Source organism: Georgenia thermotolerans (genome assembly GCF_009193185.1).
In the GTDB taxonomy this organism is placed as follows: Bacteria; Actinomycetota; Actinomycetes; order Actinomycetales; family Actinomycetaceae; genus Georgenia; species Georgenia thermotolerans.
Genome location: NZ_VUKF01000041.1, coordinates 20,852 through 42,286 on the forward strand (window position 1 = coordinate 20,852; position 21,435 = coordinate 42,286).

The 21,435-nt window shown below is 71.8% G+C and carries 16 protein-coding genes; 7 read left to right on the forward strand and 9 right to left on the reverse strand.

Annotation, left to right across the window (positions count from 1 at the left end):
• The first annotated feature begins 51 nt into the window (after nucleotides 1–51).
• Together purF and purM are read left to right on the forward strand one after the other, a co-directional pair.
• The gene (gene purF, locus GD970_RS16790; RefSeq protein ID WP_152204058.1) at nucleotides 52–1,620 is read left to right on the forward strand and encodes an amidophosphoribosyltransferase; all 1,569 of its coding nucleotides are present in this window, start codon (nucleotides 52–54) and stop codon (nucleotides 1,618–1,620) included.
• Complete coding sequence (gene purM / locus GD970_RS16795) at nucleotides 1,617–2,738, forward strand: phosphoribosylformylglycinamidine cyclo-ligase (protein ID WP_152204059.1); 1,122 nt, start codon at nucleotides 1,617–1,619, stop codon at nucleotides 2,736–2,738. The genes purF and purM overlap by 4 nt, the downstream gene beginning before the upstream one ends.
• Nucleotides 2,739–2,969: 231 nt before the next feature.
• Here the strand turns inward: purM and GD970_RS16800 are convergent, their stop codons facing one another.
• Nucleotides 2,970–3,173, reverse strand: a complete 204-nt coding sequence (locus tag GD970_RS16800; protein WP_152204073.1) for a DUF3073 domain-containing protein — start codon at nucleotides 3,171–3,173, stop codon at nucleotides 2,970–2,972.
• 370 nt (nucleotides 3,174–3,543) lie between these two features.
• On the opposite strand from GD970_RS16800, the gene GD970_RS16805 reads away from it, so the two are divergent.
• Nucleotides 3,544–3,762, forward strand: a complete 219-nt coding sequence (locus tag GD970_RS16805; protein WP_152204060.1) for a BldC family transcriptional regulator — start codon at nucleotides 3,544–3,546, stop codon at nucleotides 3,760–3,762.
• A 115-nt stretch (nucleotides 3,763–3,877) separates the two neighbouring features.
• Here the strand turns inward: GD970_RS16805 and GD970_RS16810 are convergent, their stop codons facing one another.
• Both GD970_RS16810 and GD970_RS16815 read right to left on the reverse strand, forming a co-directional pair.
• Nucleotides 3,878–4,147 (reverse strand): DUF3618 domain-containing protein, encoded by a 270-nt coding sequence (locus GD970_RS16810; RefSeq protein WP_152204061.1) that lies wholly within the window; start codon nucleotides 4,145–4,147, stop codon nucleotides 3,878–3,880.
• Nucleotides 4,144–4,587 carry a phage holin family protein gene (locus GD970_RS16815; protein ID WP_226925412.1) on the reverse strand — a complete coding sequence of 148 codons (444 nt, stop codon included), beginning with the start codon at nucleotides 4,585–4,587 and terminating at the stop codon, nucleotides 4,144–4,146. Before GD970_RS16815 ends, GD970_RS16810 begins: the two co-directional genes overlap by 4 nt.
• Before the next feature lie 403 nt (nucleotides 4,588–4,990).
• Between GD970_RS16815 and GD970_RS16820 the strand changes: the two genes are divergently transcribed.
• The gene (locus tag GD970_RS16820) at nucleotides 4,991–7,501 is read left to right on the forward strand and encodes an ExeM/NucH family extracellular endonuclease (RefSeq protein WP_152204062.1); all 2,511 of its coding nucleotides are present in this window, start codon (nucleotides 4,991–4,993) and stop codon (nucleotides 7,499–7,501) included.
• A 60-nt stretch (nucleotides 7,502–7,561) separates the two neighbouring features.
• Here the strand turns inward: GD970_RS16820 and GD970_RS16825 are convergent, their stop codons facing one another.
• The 3 genes from GD970_RS16825 to GD970_RS16835 all read right to left on the reverse strand — a co-directional run bounded on the left by GD970_RS16825 (nucleotide 7,562) and on the right by GD970_RS16835 (nucleotide 11,985).
• Nucleotides 7,562–10,162, reverse strand: a complete 2,601-nt coding sequence (locus GD970_RS16825) for an ABC transporter permease (protein WP_152204063.1) — start codon at nucleotides 10,160–10,162, stop codon at nucleotides 7,562–7,564.
• Nucleotides 10,162–10,971 (reverse strand): ABC transporter ATP-binding protein, encoded by an 810-nt coding sequence (locus GD970_RS16830; RefSeq protein WP_405002591.1) that lies wholly within the window; start codon nucleotides 10,969–10,971, stop codon nucleotides 10,162–10,164. The genes GD970_RS16825 and GD970_RS16830 overlap by 1 nt, the downstream gene beginning before the upstream one ends.
• A 699-nt stretch (nucleotides 10,972–11,670) precedes the next feature.
• A complete protein-coding gene (locus tag GD970_RS16835; protein WP_152204065.1) occupies nucleotides 11,671–11,985 on the reverse strand; it encodes a hypothetical protein in 315 nt (104 codons plus the stop codon).
• A 230-nt stretch (nucleotides 11,986–12,215) separates the two neighbouring features.
• On the opposite strand from GD970_RS16835, the gene GD970_RS16840 reads away from it, so the two are divergent.
• The 3 genes from GD970_RS16840 (at nucleotide 12,216) to GD970_RS16850 (ending at nucleotide 14,731) form a co-directional block, all read left to right on the forward strand.
• Nucleotides 12,216–12,977, forward strand: a complete 762-nt coding sequence (locus tag GD970_RS16840; protein WP_152204066.1) for a G protein-coupled receptor family protein — start codon at nucleotides 12,216–12,218, stop codon at nucleotides 12,975–12,977.
• A complete protein-coding gene (locus GD970_RS16845) occupies nucleotides 12,974–13,387 on the forward strand; it encodes a GntR family transcriptional regulator (RefSeq protein WP_152204067.1) in 414 nt (137 codons plus the stop codon). The genes GD970_RS16840 and GD970_RS16845 overlap by 4 nt, the downstream gene beginning before the upstream one ends.
• An 822-nt stretch (nucleotides 13,388–14,209) precedes the next feature.
• A complete protein-coding gene (locus GD970_RS16850) occupies nucleotides 14,210–14,731 on the forward strand; it encodes a DUF3592 domain-containing protein (RefSeq protein WP_152204068.1) in 522 nt (173 codons plus the stop codon).
• Nucleotides 14,732–14,811: 80 nt separating this feature from the next.
• Here the strand turns inward: GD970_RS16850 and GD970_RS16855 are convergent, their stop codons facing one another.
• The 3 genes from GD970_RS16855 to GD970_RS22325 all read right to left on the reverse strand — a co-directional run.
• Nucleotides 14,812–15,924 (reverse strand): hypothetical protein, encoded by a 1,113-nt coding sequence (locus tag GD970_RS16855; RefSeq protein ID WP_152204069.1) that lies wholly within the window; start codon nucleotides 15,922–15,924, stop codon nucleotides 14,812–14,814.
• Between the two features lie 99 nt (nucleotides 15,925–16,023).
• A complete protein-coding gene (mobF, locus tag GD970_RS16860) occupies nucleotides 16,024–19,452 on the reverse strand; it encodes a MobF family relaxase (RefSeq protein ID WP_226925413.1) in 3,429 nt (1,142 codons plus the stop codon).
• A 1,797-nt stretch (nucleotides 19,453–21,249) separates the two neighbouring features.
• Nucleotides 21,250–21,435 (reverse strand): hypothetical protein (locus GD970_RS22325; RefSeq protein ID WP_226925414.1); only part of this gene is annotated, 186 nt, incomplete at its 5' end.

Here is a 21,435-nt window from a genome sequence, read left to right on the forward strand (position 1 = left end):
GGCAGCGGACCGCCCGGCGGGGCGGGCCGGGGCGTGTGCGACCATAGCCACGTGGCACGCGGTGACGGACGTCTTTCCCACGACCTGCTCCCCGGCGAGAAGGGCCCCCAGGACGAGTGCGGGGTCTTCGGGGTCTGGGCCCCCGGTGAGGACGTCGCCCGGCTGACCTTCTTCGGCATCTACGCGCTGCAGCACCGCGGGCAGGAGTCGGCCGGCATCGCCACCTCCGACGGGGAGAAGATCCTCGTCTACAAGGACATGGGCCTGGTCTCCCAGGTCTTCGACGACCGGGCGCTCGAGCCGCTCAAGGGGCACATCGCCGTCGGGCACGTGCGCTACTCCACCACCGGGTCCTCCTCCTGGGAGAACGCCCAGCCCACCCTCGGTCCCACCGCCGCGGGCACCGTGGCGCTGGGCCACAACGGCAACCTCACCAACACGAAGCTGCTCATGGACCTGGTCCAGGAGCGCTTCGGCAAGGACCTGCACGGCGAGCTCGGCCGCGGCTCCTCCACCGACACCGCCGTCGTCACCGCGCTGCTCGGCGGCACCGCAGCGGCGGGGGAGAGCCTGGAGGACGTCGCCATGGAGGTGCTGCCGCTGCTCGAGGGCGCCTTCTCCCTGGTCTTCATGGACGAGCACACCCTCTACGCCGCCCGCGACGCCCACGGCGTGCGGCCCCTGGTGCTGGGCCGGCTGCCGCGCGGCTGGGCTGTGGCCTCCGAGACGGCCGCGCTGGACATCGTCGGCGCCACCTTCGTCCGCGAGGTCGAGCCCGGCGAGCTGCTCGTCATCGACGCCGACGGGCTGCGCTCGCGCCACTTCGCCGAGCCCACCCCGCACGGGTGCGTCTTCGAGTACGTCTACCTCGCCCGCCCCGACACGAAGATCGCCGGGGTGCCGGTCAACGCCGCGCGCACCGAGATGGGCCGGGTGCTGGCGCGCGAGCACCCCGTGGACGCCGACCTGGTCATCCCCACGCCCGAGTCCGGCACCCCCGCCGCGATCGGCTACGCCCAGGCGTCCGGCATCCCCTTCGCCCAGGGCCTGGTGAAGAACTCCTACGTGGGGCGCACCTTCATCCAGCCCACCGACACGATCCGTCAGCTCGGCATCCGCCTCAAGCTCAACCCGCTGCGCGAGGTCATCGCCGGCAAGCGGCTCGTCGTCGTCGACGACTCGATCGTGCGCGGCAACACCCAGCGCGCGCTGGTGCGCATGCTGCGCGAGGCGGGGGCCGCGGAGGTGCACGTGCGCATCTCCGCCCCGCCGGTGAAATGGCCGTGCTTCTACGGCATCGACTTCGCCACCCGCGCCGAGCTCATCGCCAACGGCATGAGCACCGAGGAGATCCGCGAGTCCCTCGGCGCGGACTCGCTGGGCTACATCTCCCTCGAGGGCATGGTCGAGGCGACGACGGTGCCCCAGCAACGGCTGTGCACCGCCTGCTTCACCGGCGGTTACCCCATCCCCGTCCGCGGCGGCGCCACCGTCTCCGGCGCCGACGCCCCGTCCATCCCCGCGGCCGCGCCGGTCGCGGGCCCCGAGACGCCCGGCGTGCCGGGCCGGGCCGCCGGCGCGGACGCCGCCCCCGCCGTGACCACAGGAGTGCAGCCGTGACCGAGCAGACCCCCGACGTGCCGCTGACCTACGCCGCCGCCGGCGTGGACACCGAGGCGGGCGACCGGGCCGTCGAGCTGATGAAGGACGCCGTGCGCGCCACGCACACCCCGGCCGTCGTCGGCGGCGTGGGCGGCTTCGCCGGCCTCGTCGACGTCTCGGCGCTGCGCGGGTACCGCCGCCCGCTGCTCGCCACCTCCACCGACGGGGTGGGCACCAAGGTCGCCGTCGCGCAGGCGATGGACGTCCACCACACCATCGGCCACGACCTCGTCGGCATGGTGGTCGACGACATCGTGGTGGTCGGGGCGCGGCCGCTGCTCATGACCGACTACATCGCCACCGGCAAGGTGGTGCCCGAGCGCGTCGCGGACATCGTCCGCGGCATCGCCGAGGCGTGCGCCGTCGTCGGCACCCCGCTGCTGGGCGGGGAGACCGCCGAGCACCCCGGCCTGCTCGGCGAGCACGAGTACGACGTCGCCGGCGCGGCCACCGGGATCGTCGAGGCCGACGCGGTGCTGGGCGCCGAGCGCGTGCGCCCGGGCGACGTGCTCGTCGCCATGGCCGCCTCCGGCCTGCACTCCAACGGCTACTCCCTGGTGCGCCGGGTTCTCGACGTCGCCGGCTGGGGCTACGAGCGCGAGGTGCCCGAGCTGGGCCGGACCGTGGGGGAGGAGCTCCTCGAGCCGACCCGGCTGTACACCCCGGTGTGCCTGGACCTGGTCGACGACCCGGCGGTGGACGTGCACGCCCTCAGCCACGTCACCGGCGGCGGGCTCGCGGCCAACCTCGCCCGGGTGCTGCCCCGCGGCCTGCGCGCCGAGGTGGACGTGGCCAGCTGGGTGGTCCCGCCGGTCTTCGACCTCGTGCGCCGGCTGGGCAACGTGCCCTGGGCCGACCTGCAGAACACCCTCAACCTCGGCGTGGGCATGGTCGCCGTGGTGGCGCCGGGCAGCGCCGACGCCGCGCTGGCCGCCGTGCGCGCCCGGGGCATCGAGGCCTGGGTGCTCGGCGAGGTCGGCGAGGACGACGGCGCGACGGGCCCGGACGTGGTCCGCGGGACCAAGGGCGTCGACGGCGGCGCGGTGCGCCTGCGCGGCGAGTACCGCACGAGCTGACGGCGGCCGCGCCGTCCCGGCCGCGGCCACACTGCCATTCTGGCTGCGACCGTGGCGCCATTCTGGTTGTGACCGTGGCGCCATCGTGGTCGCGACCACGACGCGTTCAGCACGCGCGAGAGCATCCGCACGGCGAACCACCCGTGCCCCGCTCGGGGGCACGGGTGGTGAGCGAGCTGACCGACCTCGGACGAGATCCCTGCCGCCCGGCCGGGGCCGGTCGGCGGAGGGTCAACGGCTGGAGCGGATGTCCCAGTCGTTCTCGGCCTCGTCCCAGTCATCCGTGGCGGGGGGGATCCGGCCGTACTCGTCGTCTACGTCGTCAGTACGCGACGTGAGCTCCTTCTCGAGGGCTCGGTAGTCGGTCTCGGGGCTGAAGTACTTCAGCTTGCGAGCGACCTTCGTCTGCTTGGCCTTTTGACGGCCGCGCCCCATGGCGTCGACCCCCTCCAACGTAGAACCGGGGCAGGCACCCGAGGGTGCGGCCCCGTGTTTGTGGTCATGTGTGTGTCGTGGTGCCACGGTACATGGTCGGGGCACCCAACAGCCATTCCTGAAGGGGGCGTCGCGCTGTGGAGCCAGTCTCATCCGCCCGGCAGGTGAGCGGGAACGTCTCACGATGAGGTCGCCGGCGAGGTCCGGACCCCTGCGCCGCCGACGAGGCCCCGCCGCGGCGCACGAGGAATCTACGCGTCAAAAGTCCCGATTGTCGGGACCATGGGCCCGGGTCGGGGCACCGCCCGCGTGATTGGCTGGCGCTCAGCAGCGCGCGGCAGGGCGCGCACGAGCAACGCGGGAGGACTCCATGGCCACGATCGACGACACGGCCGAGCAGCTGCTCACGCCGTCGGAGGTGGCGGCCCGGTTCCGGGTCGACCCCAAGACCGTGACGCGGTGGGCGAACGCCGGGAAGCTGTCCTCCATCCGGACCCTCGGTGGGCACCGGCGGTTCCGCCGCAGCGAGGTCGAGGAGCTCCTCGCCGCCAGCGGGCTGGCCGAGGACCACCGCCACCCGGCGGCGTAGGCACGCCGCCGCAGGGCTGCCCCCGCGGCAGCCGGTGCCGCACCGGGCACCGCACGACCGACCGCCGGCCCCTCGGGGCCGGCGGTCGGTCAGTTGCTCGTGGGCGATCGCCCGCTCAGCGGCCCCGGCCGCGCGCCGCGGCCACGATGAGCAGCCCGAGGAACGCCACGGCGCCGCCGGCGACTGCGACCGCCTTGGGCTCGCCGGTGCGCACGTCGTCGGCGAAGGTGCGCGCCTTCTCGGTGGCGGCGGTGCGGGCCGCCTCCACCTGGGTGCGCGGGTCGAGCCGGTCGGACAGCTCGTTGACCGTGCGGGTCAGCTCGAGCCGGGTGCGGGCGAGGTCGGCCTCGATCTCCTGCGCGGTGCGCTTGCGCTCTTCGCTCACTGCTGGATCCCCTTCTTCACGGCGTCGAGGTCGTCCTTGAAGCCCTCCTGCGGGTTGGCATTGAACTGCTTCGAGGCGTCGATCCTGTTCTTGCCGAGCATCGCGGCGATCCCGGCGATGATGAGCAGGACCACGCCGACGATCAGCGCGGACAGCCACGCCGGCAGCACGGTGGCCAGCCCGAGCACGGCCGCGGCGAGCAGCACGCCCCCGGCGTAGAAGGCGACCAGGCCCGCCGCGCCCAGGAGGCCCGCTCCGGCGCCGAGCCGCTTGCCCTTCTCGGCGAGCTGGACCTGCGCGAGCTGGAGCTCGTCGCGCACGAGGCGGGAGAACTGCTCGGAGACGGTGGCGATCAGCTCGCCCACCGTGCGTCCCCTGCCCGGTCCCTCGACCCTCGTGGCCTCGACCACGGGGGTGGTCTGCTCTGCCGATGTACTCACGGCGATCGTCTCCTCGTTCGTGCCGCTGCCGGCACATCGCTCCTGCGACGGGCGCGGAGCGCCCGGAACCCCATGATTGCGGTCCTGGGCGTTCGCTGCACCCTCATCCGCCTCAGCGTGTCACGTTTGGGACCGCCGGTGCCGCCGGGCCCACCGTTCCGGACGGCGGCGGCGCCCACCCGGAGCCCGGAGGGCTCGCCTCCGGTGGACGATCAGCGTCCGCTCCATGTCGCGCGCGTGACGGGCGGATGACCAGGTGGTGACCGGGTGTGGAAGTCCTTGACCGGGACGTGACCCGTCTGGATGATGACGATCCGGCCGGTCAAGGAAGCCCGCGTCGGAATCCCGAGGCGGGAGATCCCCGTCCGTGCACCGCCGGTCGCGCCGGCACGAAGGAGTGGTCGTGAGCCCTCACCGTTCGACAGTCAGACGGGCGGGTGCGGTCGCGGCCGGCTGCGCCGTCGTCCTCGCCCCGCTGGTCGCCGCCCCCGCGTTCGCCGCGCCGGACGGCAGCGGCGTGGTCATCAACGAGGTCTACGCCCGCGGCGGCAGCGCCAACCAGCCGTACACCAACAAGTTCGTCGAGCTGTTCAACCCCACCGACGCCCCGGTCAGCCTCGCCGGCCTGAGCCTGCAGTACCGCTCCGCCACCGGCACCGGGGCGGCCACCGGCGTCGTCCCGCTCAGCGGGACCATTCCCGCCAACGGCTACTTCCTCGTCGGGGGCGGCACCAACGGCGGCGCCGGCGAGCCGCTGCCCGAGCCGGACCTGTCCAGCGGGTTCCAGCCCTCCGGCACCACCGGCACCGTCGCCCTGGTCGAGGGCACCCAGGCCGTCACGCTGCCCACCGGCAACGTGGCCGGGGCGGCGGGCGTCGTGGACCTCGTCGGCTACGGCACCTCCAACACCTACGAGGGCAGCGGGCGGGCCCCGGTGTCCGGCGGGAACACCACGCCGCAGTCGTGGACGCGCACCAACGGGGCCGACACCGACGACAACGCCGCGGACTTCACCATCGCCGCCACCCCCACGCCGCAGAGCTCCGGCACCCGCGGGGACGACGAGGTCGTCGAGGCGACCATCGCCGAGATCCAGGGCACCGGTGCGGCCTCCCCGCTCGTCGGGCGCACCGTGGTGACCCGCGGCGTCGTGACGGCCGCCTACCCGACCGGCGGCTTCGACGGCGTGTACCTGCAGACCCCGGGCACCGGCGGCGACCTCGCCGGGCACGAGGCCTCCGACGGTGTCTTCGTCTTCTCCGGCGCGCTCGCCCGGGCCGCCCAGGTCGGCCAGTACCTCGAGGTCACCGGCGAGGTGTCCGAGTACTTCGGCCTCACCGAGGTCACCGCGACGGAATGGACCGTGCTCGACGAGGCGGTCGAGCCGGTGGTGCCCGCCGCCATCGCGCTGCCGGCCACGGAGGCCGACCGGGAGGCCTTCGAGGGCATGCTGGTCGCCCCGCAGGGCGACTTCACCGTCACCGACACCTACGACACCAACCGCTTCGGCCTGGTGGGCCTGGCCGCCGGCACCACGCCGCTGGTCCAGCCCAGCGACGTCGCCAACCCGGTCACGGACCGCGCCCGGTACGACGCCGTCGTGGCCGACAACGCCGCGCGCGCCATCACCCTGGACGACGGCGCCGGCTGGGACTACACGAACTTCAACCGGGACTACCACGAGACCCCGCTGCCCTACCTCAGCCTGGAGAACCCGCTGCGGGTGGGCGCCGCGGCGACCATCACCGACCCGGTCGTCCTCGACTACCGGTTCCAGTGGAACTTCCAGCCCACCACCCAGGTGACGGGCGACAACGGCGCGGCCCCGGCGACGTTCACCAACACCCGCGAGGCGGCCCCGGCGCCGGTCGGCGGTGACCTCCAGATCGCCTCGTTCAACGTCCTCAACTACTTCACCACCACCGGTGACGAGCTCGCCGGCTGCCAGTACTACACCGACCGCCACCGCAACCCGATCTCGGTGCGCACCGGCTGCGACGCCCGCGGGGCCGCCGACGACGCCAACCTCGAGCGCCAGCAGGCCAAGATCGTCGCGGCGATCAACGCCCTGGGCGCCGAGGTCGTCTCCCTCGAGGAGATCGAGAACTCCGCGCGGCTCGGCGCCGACCGCGATGCGGCGCTGGCCGACCTCACCGCCGCCCTCAACGCCGCTGCCGGCGCGGGGACCTGGGCGTACGTGAAGTCACCGGCGGCGCTGCCCGCGGACGAGGACGTCATCCGCACCGCGTTCATCTACCGCGCCGACCGGGTCGTGCCGGTGGGGGAGTCGCACATCCTCATCGGCGAGGCGGCCTTCGCCAACGCCCGGGAGCCGCTGGCCCAGACCTTCCGGGCGCTCAACCCCGGCGGGCAGGCCAAGGGGCCGGAGTTCGCCGTCGTCAGCAACCACTTCAAGTCCAAGGGCTCGGGGGAGGGACCCGGCAACGACCGTGACGAGGGGCAGGGCCTGTCCAACGCCGACCGCGTCCGCCAGGCGCAGGCCCTCGTCGCCTTCGCCGCGGACCTCTACGGCCCGCAGGTGCCGGTCTTCCTCGTCGGCGACTTCAACTCCTACACCGCCGAGGACCCGCTGGTCGTCCTCGAGCAGGCCGGCTACACCAACATCGGCCAGACGATGACGGCCAAGGACACCTACTCCTTCGACGGGCTGGTCGGCTCGCTCGACCACGTCTTCGCCAACCCGGCCGCGCTCGGGCTGGTCACCGGCGCGGACATCTGGAACGTCAACTCCGGGGAGTCCGTCGGCCTGGAGTACAGCCGGTACAACTACAACGTCACCAACCTCTACGACGCCTCGCCGTTCCGCTCCAGCGACCACGACCCGGTGGTCGTGGGCCTGGACGTGCTGCCCGGCGAGGTGCCGGACCGGGCCTGGGAGCGCGGCCGGCGCTGAGCCGCCGGCGGCGCGAAGAGCAGCGCTCGGAGGGGGTGCCCTGCAGTCCGGGGCACCCCCTCACTCGTCGGCGACGGCCTGGAGCACCGGCAGCGCGGTGGCCCGCGCGGCCGGGAGCAGGGCAGCCACCACGCCGACGACGCCAGAGACCACCACCATCACGGCGAGCAGGTCCCAGGGCACGGCGAGGCGGGTCAGCCCCTGGTCGGCGAAGACCGTCGGCAGGGCGGCGGCGAGCGAGACGCCGACGGCCACCCCCAGCAGGGTGCCGAACACCGCCGTGAGCACGGACTCCAGCACGATCGTCGCGGCCAGCTGGGCCCGGCCCAGCCCCACCGCGCGCATGAGCCCGATCTCGCGGGTGCGCTCGACCACCGCCAGCGCCAGGGTGTTGACGATGCCCAGCACGGCGATGACGACGCTGAGCCCGAGCAGGGCGTAGAGGATGACCATGGCCTGGTCCACCTGCTTGGCCAGCGCGCTGGTCAGCTCGGCGGCGTCCTGGACGGTCAGGACCACGTAGGGCTTGACCACCCGGTCCAGCGCGGCCCGCAGGGTCGCCTGGTCCACCCCCGGCTTGGCGTCGACGAGGACCGCGAGCACGGTCGTCTCCCCGGTCGGCACGACGTCGCGGAACAGGCCCGCGTCCATGACCAGCGGGGTGCCGAGGAGCTGGGACTCCACGACGGCGCCCACCCGCGCCTCCCGGGGGCCCGCCGCCGTCGGGAGGGTCAGAACGTCCCCGACCTTCCAGCCGTGCTCGACGGCGGAGGTGCGCTGCACGGCGACCTCCCCGCGGGCCAGCCCGGCGAGGGAGCCGGAGTCCACCGTCACCCGGATGGTGCGGCCGAACGCGTCCGCCGGCAGCCCCGAGACCCGGTAGCTGCGGGTGCCGTCCGGGCCGGTCGCCGTCGCCCGGCCCACCGTGACGGTGTCCGCCCGCCCGACGACGTCGAGGCCCGCGACGTCCGTGGCCACCTGCGGCGGCACGTTGCGCGTGGCGGACTGGACCCAGAAGTCCGCCCGGGACTCCGTCGCCACGATCGCGGCGGTCGAGGCCTGGGCGGACTCGGCCAGCACCGCGCAGGCCCCGACCAGCGCCATGCCGATCATCAGCGCCCCGGCGGTGCTCGCCGTGCGGCGCGGGCTGCGGGTGACGTTGCCGCGCGCCAGCCGGCCCATCGGCCGGGCCAGGACGAGGAACGGGGCGGCGAGCACGCCGATGACGGCGCGGGCGATGACGGGGGAGACGGCGAGGGTGCCGACCAGCACCGCCCCGGCCCCCACCCCCAGCCAGGTGCCGGCGTGCCGGGTGCCCTCCTGCACCGAGACCAGCGCGGCCGCGACGCCGCCGGCGAGCAGCACCGCCCCGACCACCGCGCGCAGCCGCAGCGAGCGCTCGACCACGACGACGTCGTCGCGCATGGCCTCCACCGGCGGGGTGCCCGCCGCGCGCCGGGCGGGGACCAGGGCGGCGAGCACCGACATGCCGGTGCCGAGCGCCACGATGCCCGCCGCCTGGGCGGGGGAGACGACGACGTTCGAGGCGAGCTGCATGTCCATGGCGTCCAGCCAGGTGCGCAGCAGCGCGACGAGCCCGATGCCGCCGGCGATCCCGGCCGCCGAGCCCACCGCCCCGACGACGGCGGCCTGGCCCAGCACCGTGGTCAGGACCTGCCCGGGGGAGGCCCCCACGGCCCGCAGCAGGGCGAACTCCCGCTGCCGCTGGCGCACCGCCATCGCGAAGGTGTTGGCGATGATGAAGCCGCCCACGAACAGCGAGATCAGGGCGAAGACGAGCAGGAACGTGCCGAGGAAGCCGAGCAGCTGGTTGATCGTCTTCGTCGCCTCGGCCCGCATCTCATCGCCGGTGACGACCTCGACGTCGCCCGGCACCACCTTGGCCACCCGCGCCTCGAGCGCGGTGAGGTCGGTGCCCGGGTCGGCGAAGATCGCGACCTGCGGCACCAGGCCCTGCGGGGCGAAGGCGGCCTGCCCGGTGGCCGGGTCGACGAGCACGAGGGTGGTGCCCACCATGGGGTTGCCGTAGGTGACCTCGCCGACGACCGTGACCGGGCGCAGGGGGCCGTTGCCCACCAGCACCTGGGTGGTGTCGCCGACCTTGAGGCCCGAGGTCTGCAGCGCGGTGGTCTCCAGCGCGATCTCGCCCGGGCCGTGCGGGGCGCGGCCGGCCAGGAGCCGGCCCGAGGGGTCGTGGTCGCGCAGCGTGCTGCCGATGGAGGGGGCCTGCCCGTTGACCACGGCCTGGCCGTTCGCGCCGATGAGGACGGCGGGGCCGAGCATGTCCGCGACGGCCTGGCGGACGCCGTCGACCTTCGCGACGTCGTCGGCGAGGCTGGCGGGGATCGGGGTGCGCTCGGCGGTGAGGGTGCCGCCCGGCCCGCCGCCGCCCGCGGCGCCGCCCTGGTTCTCCTCGGTGCCGGAGGCCTGGCCGGCGCCCTGCCCGGACGCCGGGGCCTTGCCGCGCAGGTACAGGTCGCCCTGGGTGGTCGAGGCGATGATCGAGCCGAAGGTGTCCGCGAGCATCGCGCGCAGGGAGAACGTGCCGGTGACGAACGCGATGCCCAGCATGACGGCCAGGACGCTGAGCAGGAAGCGGCCGAGGTGGTTGCGCACCTCGCGCAGGGCGACGCGCAGCATCAGCGGGTCCCGTCACCGGCCGCGGCGGTGGCACCCGGGGCGGCCTGGCGGCGCTCGCGGGCGGCGCTGAGCTCGCCGATGGCGGCGAGGATGTCGCCCTCCTCGGGGTGGAGCAGCTCCGCCTCCAGCCGGCCGTCGGCGAGGAAGAGCACCCGGTGGGCGTAGGCCGCCGCGGAGGGCTCGTGCGTGACCATGACCACCGAGTGGCCCAGGTCGTCGACGCTGCGGCGCAGGAAGCCGAGGACCTCGGCGGCCGAGCGGGAGTCGAGGTTGCCGGTGGGCTCGTCGGCGAAGACCACCGACGGCTCGGCGACGAGCGCGCGGGCGCAGGCCACACGCTGCTGCTGCCCGCCGGAGAGCTCCGAGGGCCGGTGGTGCAGCCGGTCCTCCAGGCCCACGGCGCGCACGACGGCGTCGAAGCGGGCCTTGTCGACCGGCTTGCGGGCGATGTCGAGCGGCAGGCGGATGTTCTCGGCCGCGGTGAGGGTGGGCACGAGGTTGTAGGCCTGGAAGACGAACCCGATGCGGGTGCGGCGGAGCTTGGTCAGCTGCCGCTGGCTCATCCGCGAGATCTCCACCCCGTCGACGATCACGGAGCCGGAGGTGGGGGAGTCCAGCCCGGCCAGGCAGTGCATGAGGGTGGACTTGCCCGAGCCGGACGGGCCCATGACGGCGGTGAGGGAGCCGCGGGCCAGGTCGACGTCGACGCCGTCCAGCGCCCGGACCTGGGTCTCGCCCGCGCCGTAGACCTTCGTCAGCGCCCGGGCGGAGGCGATGGCGTCCGGGCCGGGCCGCTCGGGGGTGTGCACGGGCGTCGGTCCGGTGCGCGGCGTGGTCCGCGCGGCGCCGGGGGCGCCCCCGTTCGGGTGCGGGGTGGCCGTCGTGTCGGCGGCGCCCGCCGGCCCGCCGTCGTCCGCCGTCTCGACCTCGTCCACGGCGCCGGTGCCCACGCGGGCGCGGGCGCGGTTCCTACGCTGCTCGTGCGGCTCGGCGCCGCGGTGCCTGCCCATGCCGCGATTCTCGCTCACGGTGGGCGGGTGGGCCCACGGGGCCGGGGCCTGCCGGGAAACCAGCAAGGCCCCGCACTCACGTGCGGGGCCTTGCGGCGGTGGCTCCGACCGGCGTCGATCCGGTGACCTTTCGATTTTCAGTTCGCTCAGGCGCTTTTCGGTACCGTATGTATGCGTGGGATCCGCAGAATCACGCGGTTCCTGGTGGTGAGTGTCAGTTAGTTGCAGTTGCTTTTCGCGATTTTTATGGCACAAATATGGCACACGACGACCCGCGCCTCCGGTCGCCCGAGTTTCGATCACAACGTGGCTCTTTGCGGTTCGTGGTGAACGTGCCGTGTGGGGTGTTTCCGCTGGTCCCACGGGCCCGCAGGGTGCCTGCCGGACCGTCCGGTGCGCCCTCGGGGTGATTCCTGGGTGAGCGGGTCGGCGTGGTTGGAAGCCTCTGCGGAGAGGTTCGATGCCGGTGGCGGCGCACGGCCTTGAGCGACTGTGTGGCTACTTGCCGTCCGGCGACCCGGCCGCCGGCGCCTCTGGCTGATCGGACAGGCAAATTCTCCAGTCATCGGGCCCGCGACGCCCCAGCGGCAGGTTGAGGAAACTGCGCACCTCGTTGATCGACATGCGAGCTTCGACCGCGATGTGGTCGGGCGAGAGACCGGCACTGTGCGCGGCCTGCACGGCGCTGACGACCCGCTCTGTCGACCAGTCACCACCCGCCTGTGCGGACTTGGTCAGTGAGAGGAGCCCCTCAAGTGCCTCCCGCTGCTCCTCCTGGAGGTCACGAGCAGGCTCGAGCCACTCGTCCGTCATCCCGAACCTCCAGCCCTTCACGAGTCGCTCAGGTACCCCGTCTCGGGATCAATATTGGCGAGAAAGCCACGCGCCGCCTCCTCGAGTGTCTCGTCCGGCAAGGGGCCATGGTCCGAGGTTCCCAGGGGTCCCAGAGAGAAGCGATCGCCCGCGTGCTAGTGCCACCCCCGCAGCGGATCGTGCGGGCCTGGCTAAGCGCTAACACTCTCAGCGCTGATGACGAGACCGTCATGGCGGTGCGGGGAGCGCTGATGCGCATGTGCTACGCCGGAGGAGCGGTCTTCGTTGTGGTCACCGTTGCCGGGCTGATGGCCGAGTTCAAGGCGGTCTCTGCCGCCGTTGGACTCGCTGTCGGCGCCGTCGCGGCGGCCAGCGTGCGGGTCGACGGCGGCCGCCGGCGCCGCGCCGATCTTGGCGACCTCGGTGTGACTGAGGCGCGGGCGGACGGGCTGCTCACCGGCGCGACGGTCCTGGGGGCGGTTGTCTCCGTCGTGGCGGCCGCGATCCCCCTCGTCCGTGCCAGGCAGGGCAGTCCCGACTCCGCCCTCTTCCTGGATTGGGGCTCTGTCATGCCGGCTGAGGAGTACTACACCCTCCCCATCGTCGCCGCCGCGTCCGTGTTGCTGACGGGCGTTGCCTGGTTGGGGTATCGACGGGTCCTGCGCCGCCGGTCGCTGGACGGTGTGGACACCAGCGTAGATCACGCTCTGCGCGGCGTCAGCGCCCGTCGCATCGGCGCCGGCGCCCTGAGCGGGCAAATCATCCTCCTGGGCACGACCGTGGCCGCAACGCCGCTCTTGACGCAGGAAACCACCCCGCCAGTGGCGGGAGGGACCGCCTGGCAGATGAACCCCCAACTGGTTAGCGCCGCCGCCGACCTGGGACTCGTTGCGGTCATTGTGGGACTCGTGGTTGCCGCAACGTCACTAATGCTGCCGTTCTGGTCAGCGGCCGCGCACCAGCCCCTCCTTGCGGCCAGTGAGGACGCGTGAGCACTGTGGAGATCGAGGTCGACACGCGCAGTCCGGTCCCGCACTACGAGCAGATCCGCTCGCAGGTCACTCGCCTGGTGCTGACCGGAGCGCTTCCCGAGGGGGCCAGGCTCCCCCCGATTCGCCGACTGGCGGGTCATCTCGGACTGTCCAACGGCGCCGTCGCCCGCGCTTACCGTGAACTTGAGCGGGAAGGCACGGTCATCACCGCTGGGAAGAAGGGCACCACGGTCGCTCCTCTCGACACACGCGCCCGCACCGAAGGGCACGAAGCCGACCGCGACCAGGCGCTGGCCGACGCAGCGACCACATACGCCATTACTGCGCACAGACTCGGCTACAGCCTCAACGACGCCGTTTCCGCCCTGAGGCATGCGATGACACCGGACTCGGGACAGGCATCCTCGTGAACGCAAACGAGAGACGCGTCACCGAAACTCCACGGCCTTCCGGTGACGCTGAAGGCGATGACTCGGAGCGTCAGGTACGCCGCACCCTGATGCTCTTACACCTGGGTACTGCGCGGGCTTCACGCACGCGTGACCCTGCCCTCGCTTACCGACTCGCCGACGCGGGCCGGAGGCTACCGCCGCTACCGCCGCCCAGCACCGGCGAATAGGGGCGTCCACCGGTCCAGCTCCGCGCCACGCGCCCGCTTCCAGGCCCGGCGCCGGCCCACCAGATCAGGTCGTGAAGCAGCGCCGCTCCGGGTTCACGCTGCCTGACCTCGTCCCGCTTACGGACCGCGGTGGAGAGCGGCGCCATCGCGGTTGCTTCCCGGTGGATGGCTGCGGTGCCGACGGTGGTCGGCCGTCAACAGGGTTCCATCCGAACTCCTGGCAACCGATTTCCTGAACCCAGGGTCGGCGAGCTTGGTCAGAGCAATGCTCAACGCTGCGGCGACCGCCAGGAGGATAAGGGCAATTCCCGGCCAGTCCATAAGGATCACACCAAGCCCTGCGCCACCCATGGGAACTCAGCGTTGTGGCGGACGGTCCACGTTCTGGGTTGCTCGCGCGTCGTTCGAGAAAGCGCAGCAGGCCTGCAGCATTGGAGCCGCCCCCCAAGTACGAACGTTCTCGGACACGAACGATGCCTTTGTACCGGGGGGCTTCCGGATCTAGGTTGGGCGTTGTCCATGGTCACAGCAGGCGACACCCGTAGTGTGTTGTCGGTAGTGCGGCGCGGCAGATCTGCAGGTGCCCGGTTTCTCGAAGGGTTGGTGCTGGCGGATGCCCCCTGACCATCGACGGGTACCTGGTGATCGGCTGCATCGGCGAACACGTTCACTGCTGACCGCCACCGCCGGGTTGATCGTCTTCGGCCTGGTGGGGCTTTACATTCTTGTAGTTGCGATCAGTGATCTGCCCGAGACCATCGCCGCGGCTCGCGGCGAAGGCGTGCCCGGGACGTTCACGGCGGCTCGGAGAGACTGCGCGGACAACTTTCGCGCGCCCGACACCTGCGTTTGGCGGGGGCGCTTCGTAAGTCGTGACCAGGCCGTCATTCTGGAGGATGCATTCCTCGCCGCAAATGACCCGCCAGGGCAAGTCGGGGACCGTGTCACAACCCTCTACGAGGGGCAAACCACCGGCCAGGTCTATCTCGTTGACGGCTCCACCGACTGGCTATGGGGCGTGCTCCTGCTGATTCTCGGCGTTGGCTCCGTGGTTGGAACTGGCTTCGCGGTGTACGAGTTCTTCATCCTCGACCTCGTCCGTGAACGCCGGAGGCGAGGAAACGCAACCTATTAGTGTCTCGACTCCCAGCACCGCCCATCGTGGGCGGCCGACCACGCGCCCCGACGCACTTTCGAGCATTTGGGAGACACGCACTAAGACGCCGACTGGCTCCAGGCGCTATCGCGGTCGTTGCGGCGCCAGGTCTGTTCGACCGAGGCGGGCGCGGTGCTGTCGGTTAGCCAGTAGGTCTGATCTGGGTTCCAGCCCGCGAGCACGGTGTACATGTCCTCGGCGGCCGCGACCGCGACCGCGCGTCCGGCCGTCGTCAGGTAGCCGAGCGCCGTGACATGTACGGCGTCGAAGTCTTCCGCGACTCGGGACCAGTCGGGGATGACCCACCTGGCGTCAATTCCTGTCGTGCGGTACCAATCATGCCGGCGTGATGCAGTGACCTCGAGCGGGTAGCGCCGGCACAGCTCGGCCCAGGCTTCGGGGCCCTCTACCTCGTACACGGTGACGTCGTGGGGGGCCGAGACGTGCCTCGCCGTCGCCCGGTCCCAGTTGAAGGCATCCTCGACCAGCCAAAGTCCGACCGGCCCGAGCTCGCCGAGGCTGCGTGTGGTCCGAGTCAGCTCGGCCGGCGGTGTCGACCACCAGGTACCGCTCAACGAGGCCCGTGGATCGCGAGGTCGTTCCCGGCGGGCCCTGGCCTCGTCCTCCACCGTCGCCGAGTGCCAGTGCGCCAGAAGCTCGCGAGTGGTCCCTGTGACCGCCGTTGGGGGCGAGGGCCCTTCCATCAATGTCACAGCCCACTGCGCGGCCAGGTCGAGCGGCGTCGTCCACCACGACGCGACGGGGCACTGGGCGACACTGGCGGCAACACGTGCGAGGGCTTCGCGCATCTCGGGTGCCGCGGCGAGCACGTCTTCGCCGTCCGGCTCCTGCCAGTAGCGGGCGAAATCGACGGCGGCCATCAACCCTCGTAGCAACGTGCCTTCGTCCGGCTCGACCAACGGGAGGAGGTCGAGCAGGCGCGCCACGTCTGCCGGCGAAGGGTGTGGCGTGACCAGCTCGCCGCCGCCGAAACTAAACATCACCCGGGAGGTACCGCGCCCGGGATCGAGGTCGTAGGCGGCATACCCGACGGCGAGGCGGTACTCCTCGGCAGCGTGCGAGCTATCGCCCTCGATCGCCGACCCAGCGATGTCAAGGCACAAGCGGCGGCCCCGTGGTCCGACCAACAACACCCTCGGATCGACCTTCACCGTCCTCACCCTAAGAGCACGACCACCGTGCGCACGGACTTGACCCACCGGGACGGACACGGCCTCAGTATCCAGTCCGGCACGATCGCCCTGAGCTGTCTACAGGCGCGGCCCGAGGTCGGGGCGGGGGCCGCGCCGCCGCGTGGGAGGCGGCGATGTCGGGACGTGGGCTTCGAGCGCTCGTGCTTTCAGCGTGGCCCCGGGCATCCGCTCGGAAGCGAAGGCTCTGGCGTTCTGGAGGAGGAGGTGCGCGGCCTCGGTGACGGGCAGGGCGTCGGCCGCGGCAAGTAGGCGGCGTGTTTCGTCCGCGCGGTGGCGCCACTGGAGTGCACGGGCGTCGACCGTGCTTGGCGGCTGGGCGTCGCCGATGCTGCGCCAGAGTGCCGTCCGTGCGGCCGCGTGGCGGGCGGTGAGGTCCTGGAGCTGTCGGTGTGCGTGGGCGGCGTCCTGGCGCGCTTGGATAACTCGGGGGTGGGCGTCGGCTCGCCGCCCGGCGATGGCCTCGGCGCAGGAGCGGGTGTCGACCATCGCGGGCGGCACCGCCCCCCAGCGTCGCCGCATGACGTCCTCGGCGGCTTCATGTGCTTGGTTGGCCGCCCGTGCGGTGCGGGCGGCGACCCGCCGCCCGAACCGAACGGAGCCTTGCAGGGCGCGGTTCGCATGCCACATGCGCTGTTGGGTGGTCTGGTAGTGGATGGCGTCGGCGGTGGCCTGGGCGATCAGTGGTGTAGCTACCTCGTACCAGACCTCGGAGGCGTGGGCGTCGGCGGTGGCGACGAGCTGGTTTAGCCGGGCGTACTCGGTGTGGTGGGCGGCGGCCTGGCGGGCGAGGGCGGCCGCGACGCGTTCCCACCGGGCCGTCTGACGGTCGGCGGTCTCGATCCACTCGCGCAGGCGGGTCTTTTCGGTGTTCACCCACGCGAGCTTGCCGTCCGAGATCAGGCCGTTGACGGCGGCCTGCGCGGCCCGGGTCGCCTCGGTGAGGCCGCGGTCGGCGCGGTCGCGCTCGAGGGCGGCGGCGAACTGCTGCCGAGCGTCGTTAAGGTCCGCTGCGACGACGTGGAGCAGGTTCTGGGTGCGTGCGCGGGTCATGCCGACGTAGACCCCGGCGGCGTCGAGGGCGTCGGACAGGACCGTGTGCGACGTGTCCACGGTCGCGCCCTGGACGCCGTAGGCGGTGGCGGCGTAGGCCAGGTGGGCGTGCTCGGCCACATACTCCGCCGGAAGCCGCACGGCGCGCGAGTGCCGGTGCCCGCTCCCGCTCACGCGCTCGGTCACCCAGGCCGCGCCGTCGCTTTCGACTTGGGTGACGGTCCAGGTCTGTCGGTTGGCGACCCTCAGGACGCTGTCGTTGCGGCGGGTCTGGATCACGTCTCCCTTGCCGATCGGCAGCCCGTCGGACCCGACCGTGGTGCGCGCGTCATCCACCAGGCCCTGGCGCACGCGCAGCTCGCGGATGTGCGTGTTGAGCTCGCGTGCCTCCTCGTTCGTCGCGGTCGTGATCGCCGCGCCGTCTTGTGCCGTGGCGGCGATGGTCTCGTGCACGGCGTCGGTGCTCTCGTGCAGCTGGACGAGGCCGAGCGCATGCAACCGGTCGAACAGCTCCGCGGGGTGCTCGTCGGCGCGCATGCGCACCGTGAGGTCGGCGTAGGCAGGGTCGGTGAACCGGTGCACGGTGGCCATGTCGTAGGGCGTGCCGGCGAGCTGGGCGGCCAGGTCGAGGACGCCGCCGCGGCCGACGGCGGGCAGCTGGGCGCGGTCACCGACCAGGGCGAGCCTCGCGCCGGCCTCGTGGGCGACGGTCAGCAGGGCCAGGGCGGTGTCCTGGTCGAGCATCCCGGCCTCGTCGACCACGATCCGCTCCCCCCTACGCAGCCGCGCCGCCGGTGGCGGGCCGCCGTAGACGCCACCGGTCTCGGGGTCGACCTCGCCGACGCCGAGGCGGGTCCAGACGCCGTCGGCGTTCCACCGCCACCCGTTGGCGTGTACGAGCTTGGCCACGCTGTCGGCCGGGACGCCGAGCTCCTGCGCGGCGACCTGGGCGGCCTTCTTCGTCGGCGTCACGATCCTGGTAGGACGGCCCTGGCCGGCGGCGGCGCGGATCGCGGCACCGAGCATGGTGGTCTTGCCCGCGCCGGCGGCGCCCTCCACGACCACCAGGGCAGCGTCGGAGGCGACCGCGGCGGCCGCGCGGGCCTGCTCCGCGTCCAGCCCGTGCTCGTTCGCCACCTTCGCCAGGTCCGACGCCTGGTGCGGGTCGGCGGCTGCGCGGGCGGCCAGCAGGTCGCGCAGGCGCACCTCGGCGGCGACCACCCGCAGGCTCGTCAGGTGCGCGACATGGTCCGGCGCCGCGGCGCCGGGCGGCAGCACCGACAGGCAATCCTGAACGGCGAGCCGGGTGGTGATCGTGATCAGCTCGGACAGCGCCGCCGGGGTCGCGCGCACTCCGGCCTCGGTGATGAGCCGGGTGACGTGCCCCTGGACCGTGTGCCGCGTCCACGTCGACGCCGCCGCCGCGCACCGGTCCAGTGCGCGGTTGGCGACCTGCTGCACTCGCAGCTCATCGAGTTCCCGCGGCGGGCGGCACGGCACGCGCGGGAGGTCCGGGGTGTACCCGGCCGCGTCCAGCTCCCGGCGCCAGCCGGCCTCGCTGCCGAGCCGTGCCGGCTTCTTGGCCGGTCGCTGGTGGTCCCAGGCCATCGCCTGCAGCCGGGCGCTGACCCCCGGGCCGGGCTCCTGGCCGGGGTGGGCGGCCTCCCACTGGGCCGTGAACGCCGCGAGGTTGCGCGCGACCTGGCCGGCGCGCTTGCTCATCACCGCGTTGAACGGCTCCAGCTCCGCCACCTCGCCGGAGACGGGATCGAGGGTCAGGTCGTGGGCGTCGAGCACCGCGGCCAGCTGGGGGTGGGCCGCCAGCACCGCGGTGCCCAGCGCGCGGATCGCGCCTTGCTGGCGGAACAGGGCCGCGGTGTCCAGGCCGCGCCACGCCCCCCGGGCCCAGACCCGGGTGCCGATCTGCAGGTGGATGTGCCGGTGCGGGTCACCGGCGCGAGAGGTCCGGTGCGAGATGGCTACCGTGTGCAGCCGCTCGACCGGCACGACCTCCTGCCGCCCGCGCGGGCCGACGCGGGTGACGGAGTGCTGCCCGAGCCACGAGCGGATTGCGACGACGGCGTCGCGCTGCGCGGCATCCAGCGCCGCCGAGACGTCGGGATGCAGCGCCGCGGCGATCGACAGGGACTTCGGCGTGTTGACCACCATCTCCGCGAACCGCGGGGAGCCTTGTCGGCCGCCGCCGGCCTGGCGGGCCCTGCCCATCGCCTCCCCGCTGACCGGGTCGACCCAGTCGACCCAGCCCGCGTACTCGACGGATGTCAGCCGTCGATTGGTCATCGCCCACCCGGCGCCGTCGACCACGGAGAACTCCGCCCGCGCTGTGCCGGCCTCCAGGTAGTACTCGTCAGCCCGCGAGCGGTCCGCCTCGAGGTAACGACGCGCGGCAGTACCCGTCCCCCGGAACAGGATCACTCCACCGCGCACACCGACCCCCATGTCGCGTGTACTTGCAACTACCGAAGGTAGCATACGTCCATTCATTCGCCCACTACGAGAGGGGCGGGTGTGACGAGAGGCCGAGAAGGAAAGTCGGGAGGGGGTAGGCAAGGGGCGAGCAGCGGCAACCCGATACCGCTGCAGAGACGACCGTGCCGAGGCCTAGGAAGGCCCGAGCTCCCACGCGTGACTTCTAAAACTCCTAGTCTGGTTCCGTCAACCGACGCCGCCGTACGTGTAGGTTCTAGTTTCACCACGCACAAGCACGAGTCCTCGCGAACTGACTAGGGCCGGGTTCCCGTTGGGAGGTCCCGGCTTTGGTGGTCCCAACGCTGGTGTCGGGGTACGAGTTTTGGGGGAACTGGGGTGGACGCTCATCAGCGGTGCGTCGCGCAGGTGGCGGGTGACCGGTCGGTGACGAATCGGTTCGGGTGCCTGGGCGGTGTGCGCCGTTGACGGTGCCAGCGGCAAGAGCGACAGTACACAAGCGGTACATCCGGCGGTAGGAACCATGAAACAGGTACTCGGGAGACCCCGCCTTTCGAGCGTTACGTTGTGCGTGTGTTCCGAGCTCATCGTTCTTTTTGTATGTACGGTCGTCCCAGTATCGTCACGGAGCCAGTATCTCGAGTTTGGCCTATTGCTGGGATGTGTATCCGCGCTTCTCGGAGCTGCGGCGACGGCGCGTGTCACATCGGACCTCGATTGCCTGCGCATCCACAATGTCTTTGTTGATGTGCACGTTCCTCGATCAGCCGTCTCGGCCTTCGGGTTCCGAAACGGCCTTACAGTGATCGACAGTGACAACCGCGAGCATGCCATCACCGCCTACGGTGACTCGATCCTGCAGATCATCTTTCCAAGTAGGGCGACCGCCGCGGCCGTCAACCGGTTCGAGCGCTGGTTGGAGGGCGGTGGGGCAAGCTCACTACACGCAAGGCCACGCAGGTCGCTGCGGAAATGGTGGTATACGGCATTCCCTAGCTCTGTGGCAGGCGCGCTCGCGTATCAATGGCTCCTGATGAGTCTAACCCCCCTGCTCCGTCCGGTGTTCTTGTGAACAAATTGACAGCAATAACCAATGCTTGTTGTGGATCCGAACCCCGGACGTTTGGGCCCCCAATGTTCAGGCTCTATTGACGGAGGTTGCATGGCATCTCGGCACCGAGATAACTCTCCTTCCGCTCGGCGCGGCAGAAGATTGTTGTTTGGGGCAGTGGCGGCTGGTGCTACATCGGTTGCGTCCGGACTGGCGATGCTCGTCACGATGCGACTGGAGGATGCAGGTATTTGGGAAATCGTATTCATGTCGCTTTTTCTAATCTCTTCGCTATTTGCGGTGCTACTAGATCGTCTACGGTAGGAAGTGGTGGATGGACGGTGAGCTCCTTGGCGACCGCGACCACAGCGACTGTTAGAGCGGTGACGAGGGAGCTTGCGGCGCCCCCGGCCCAGCCGGTTACGCCGAGCCCGGCTCGGCGGCGGCTGCCCCAGTGCACTTCTGCGCGACATGAGCCCTCGCCGTGGGGGAGCCGGGTCGGGTACTGCTCCGACCGCTTGGGCAAAGCACCGGCCGGGCGAAGTCGTGGACGGGGCCATCCGGGGGGACGGCCATCTCCTTTTGCTAACTCGTGTGTTACCGGCCCTGTAGATCGGTGAATCACGATGTTGTCATCCAGCGATCGACCCGGCCATTCCCCAGTGTTTGCGCGGCAAAACGCCGATTCGTGATCCCGCCCGCGCGGGGCTGGCGAGCAGTTCAACGCCCCTGCGCTACCCAGCGCGACCGCGGCGTCCCGGAGGGAGCAACCCACGGCTGCGGGCCTTCGCGACCCAGCCCTGTGCGGTGCTGAGGGCGACGCCATTGACTTGCGCCATCGTCGCTGACGGATTGTCGTCACCCTGGCCGGAGAGCTTGCCGTGTTGTAGTGCGACGAGTTCGTAGAAGTCGGGCACCTG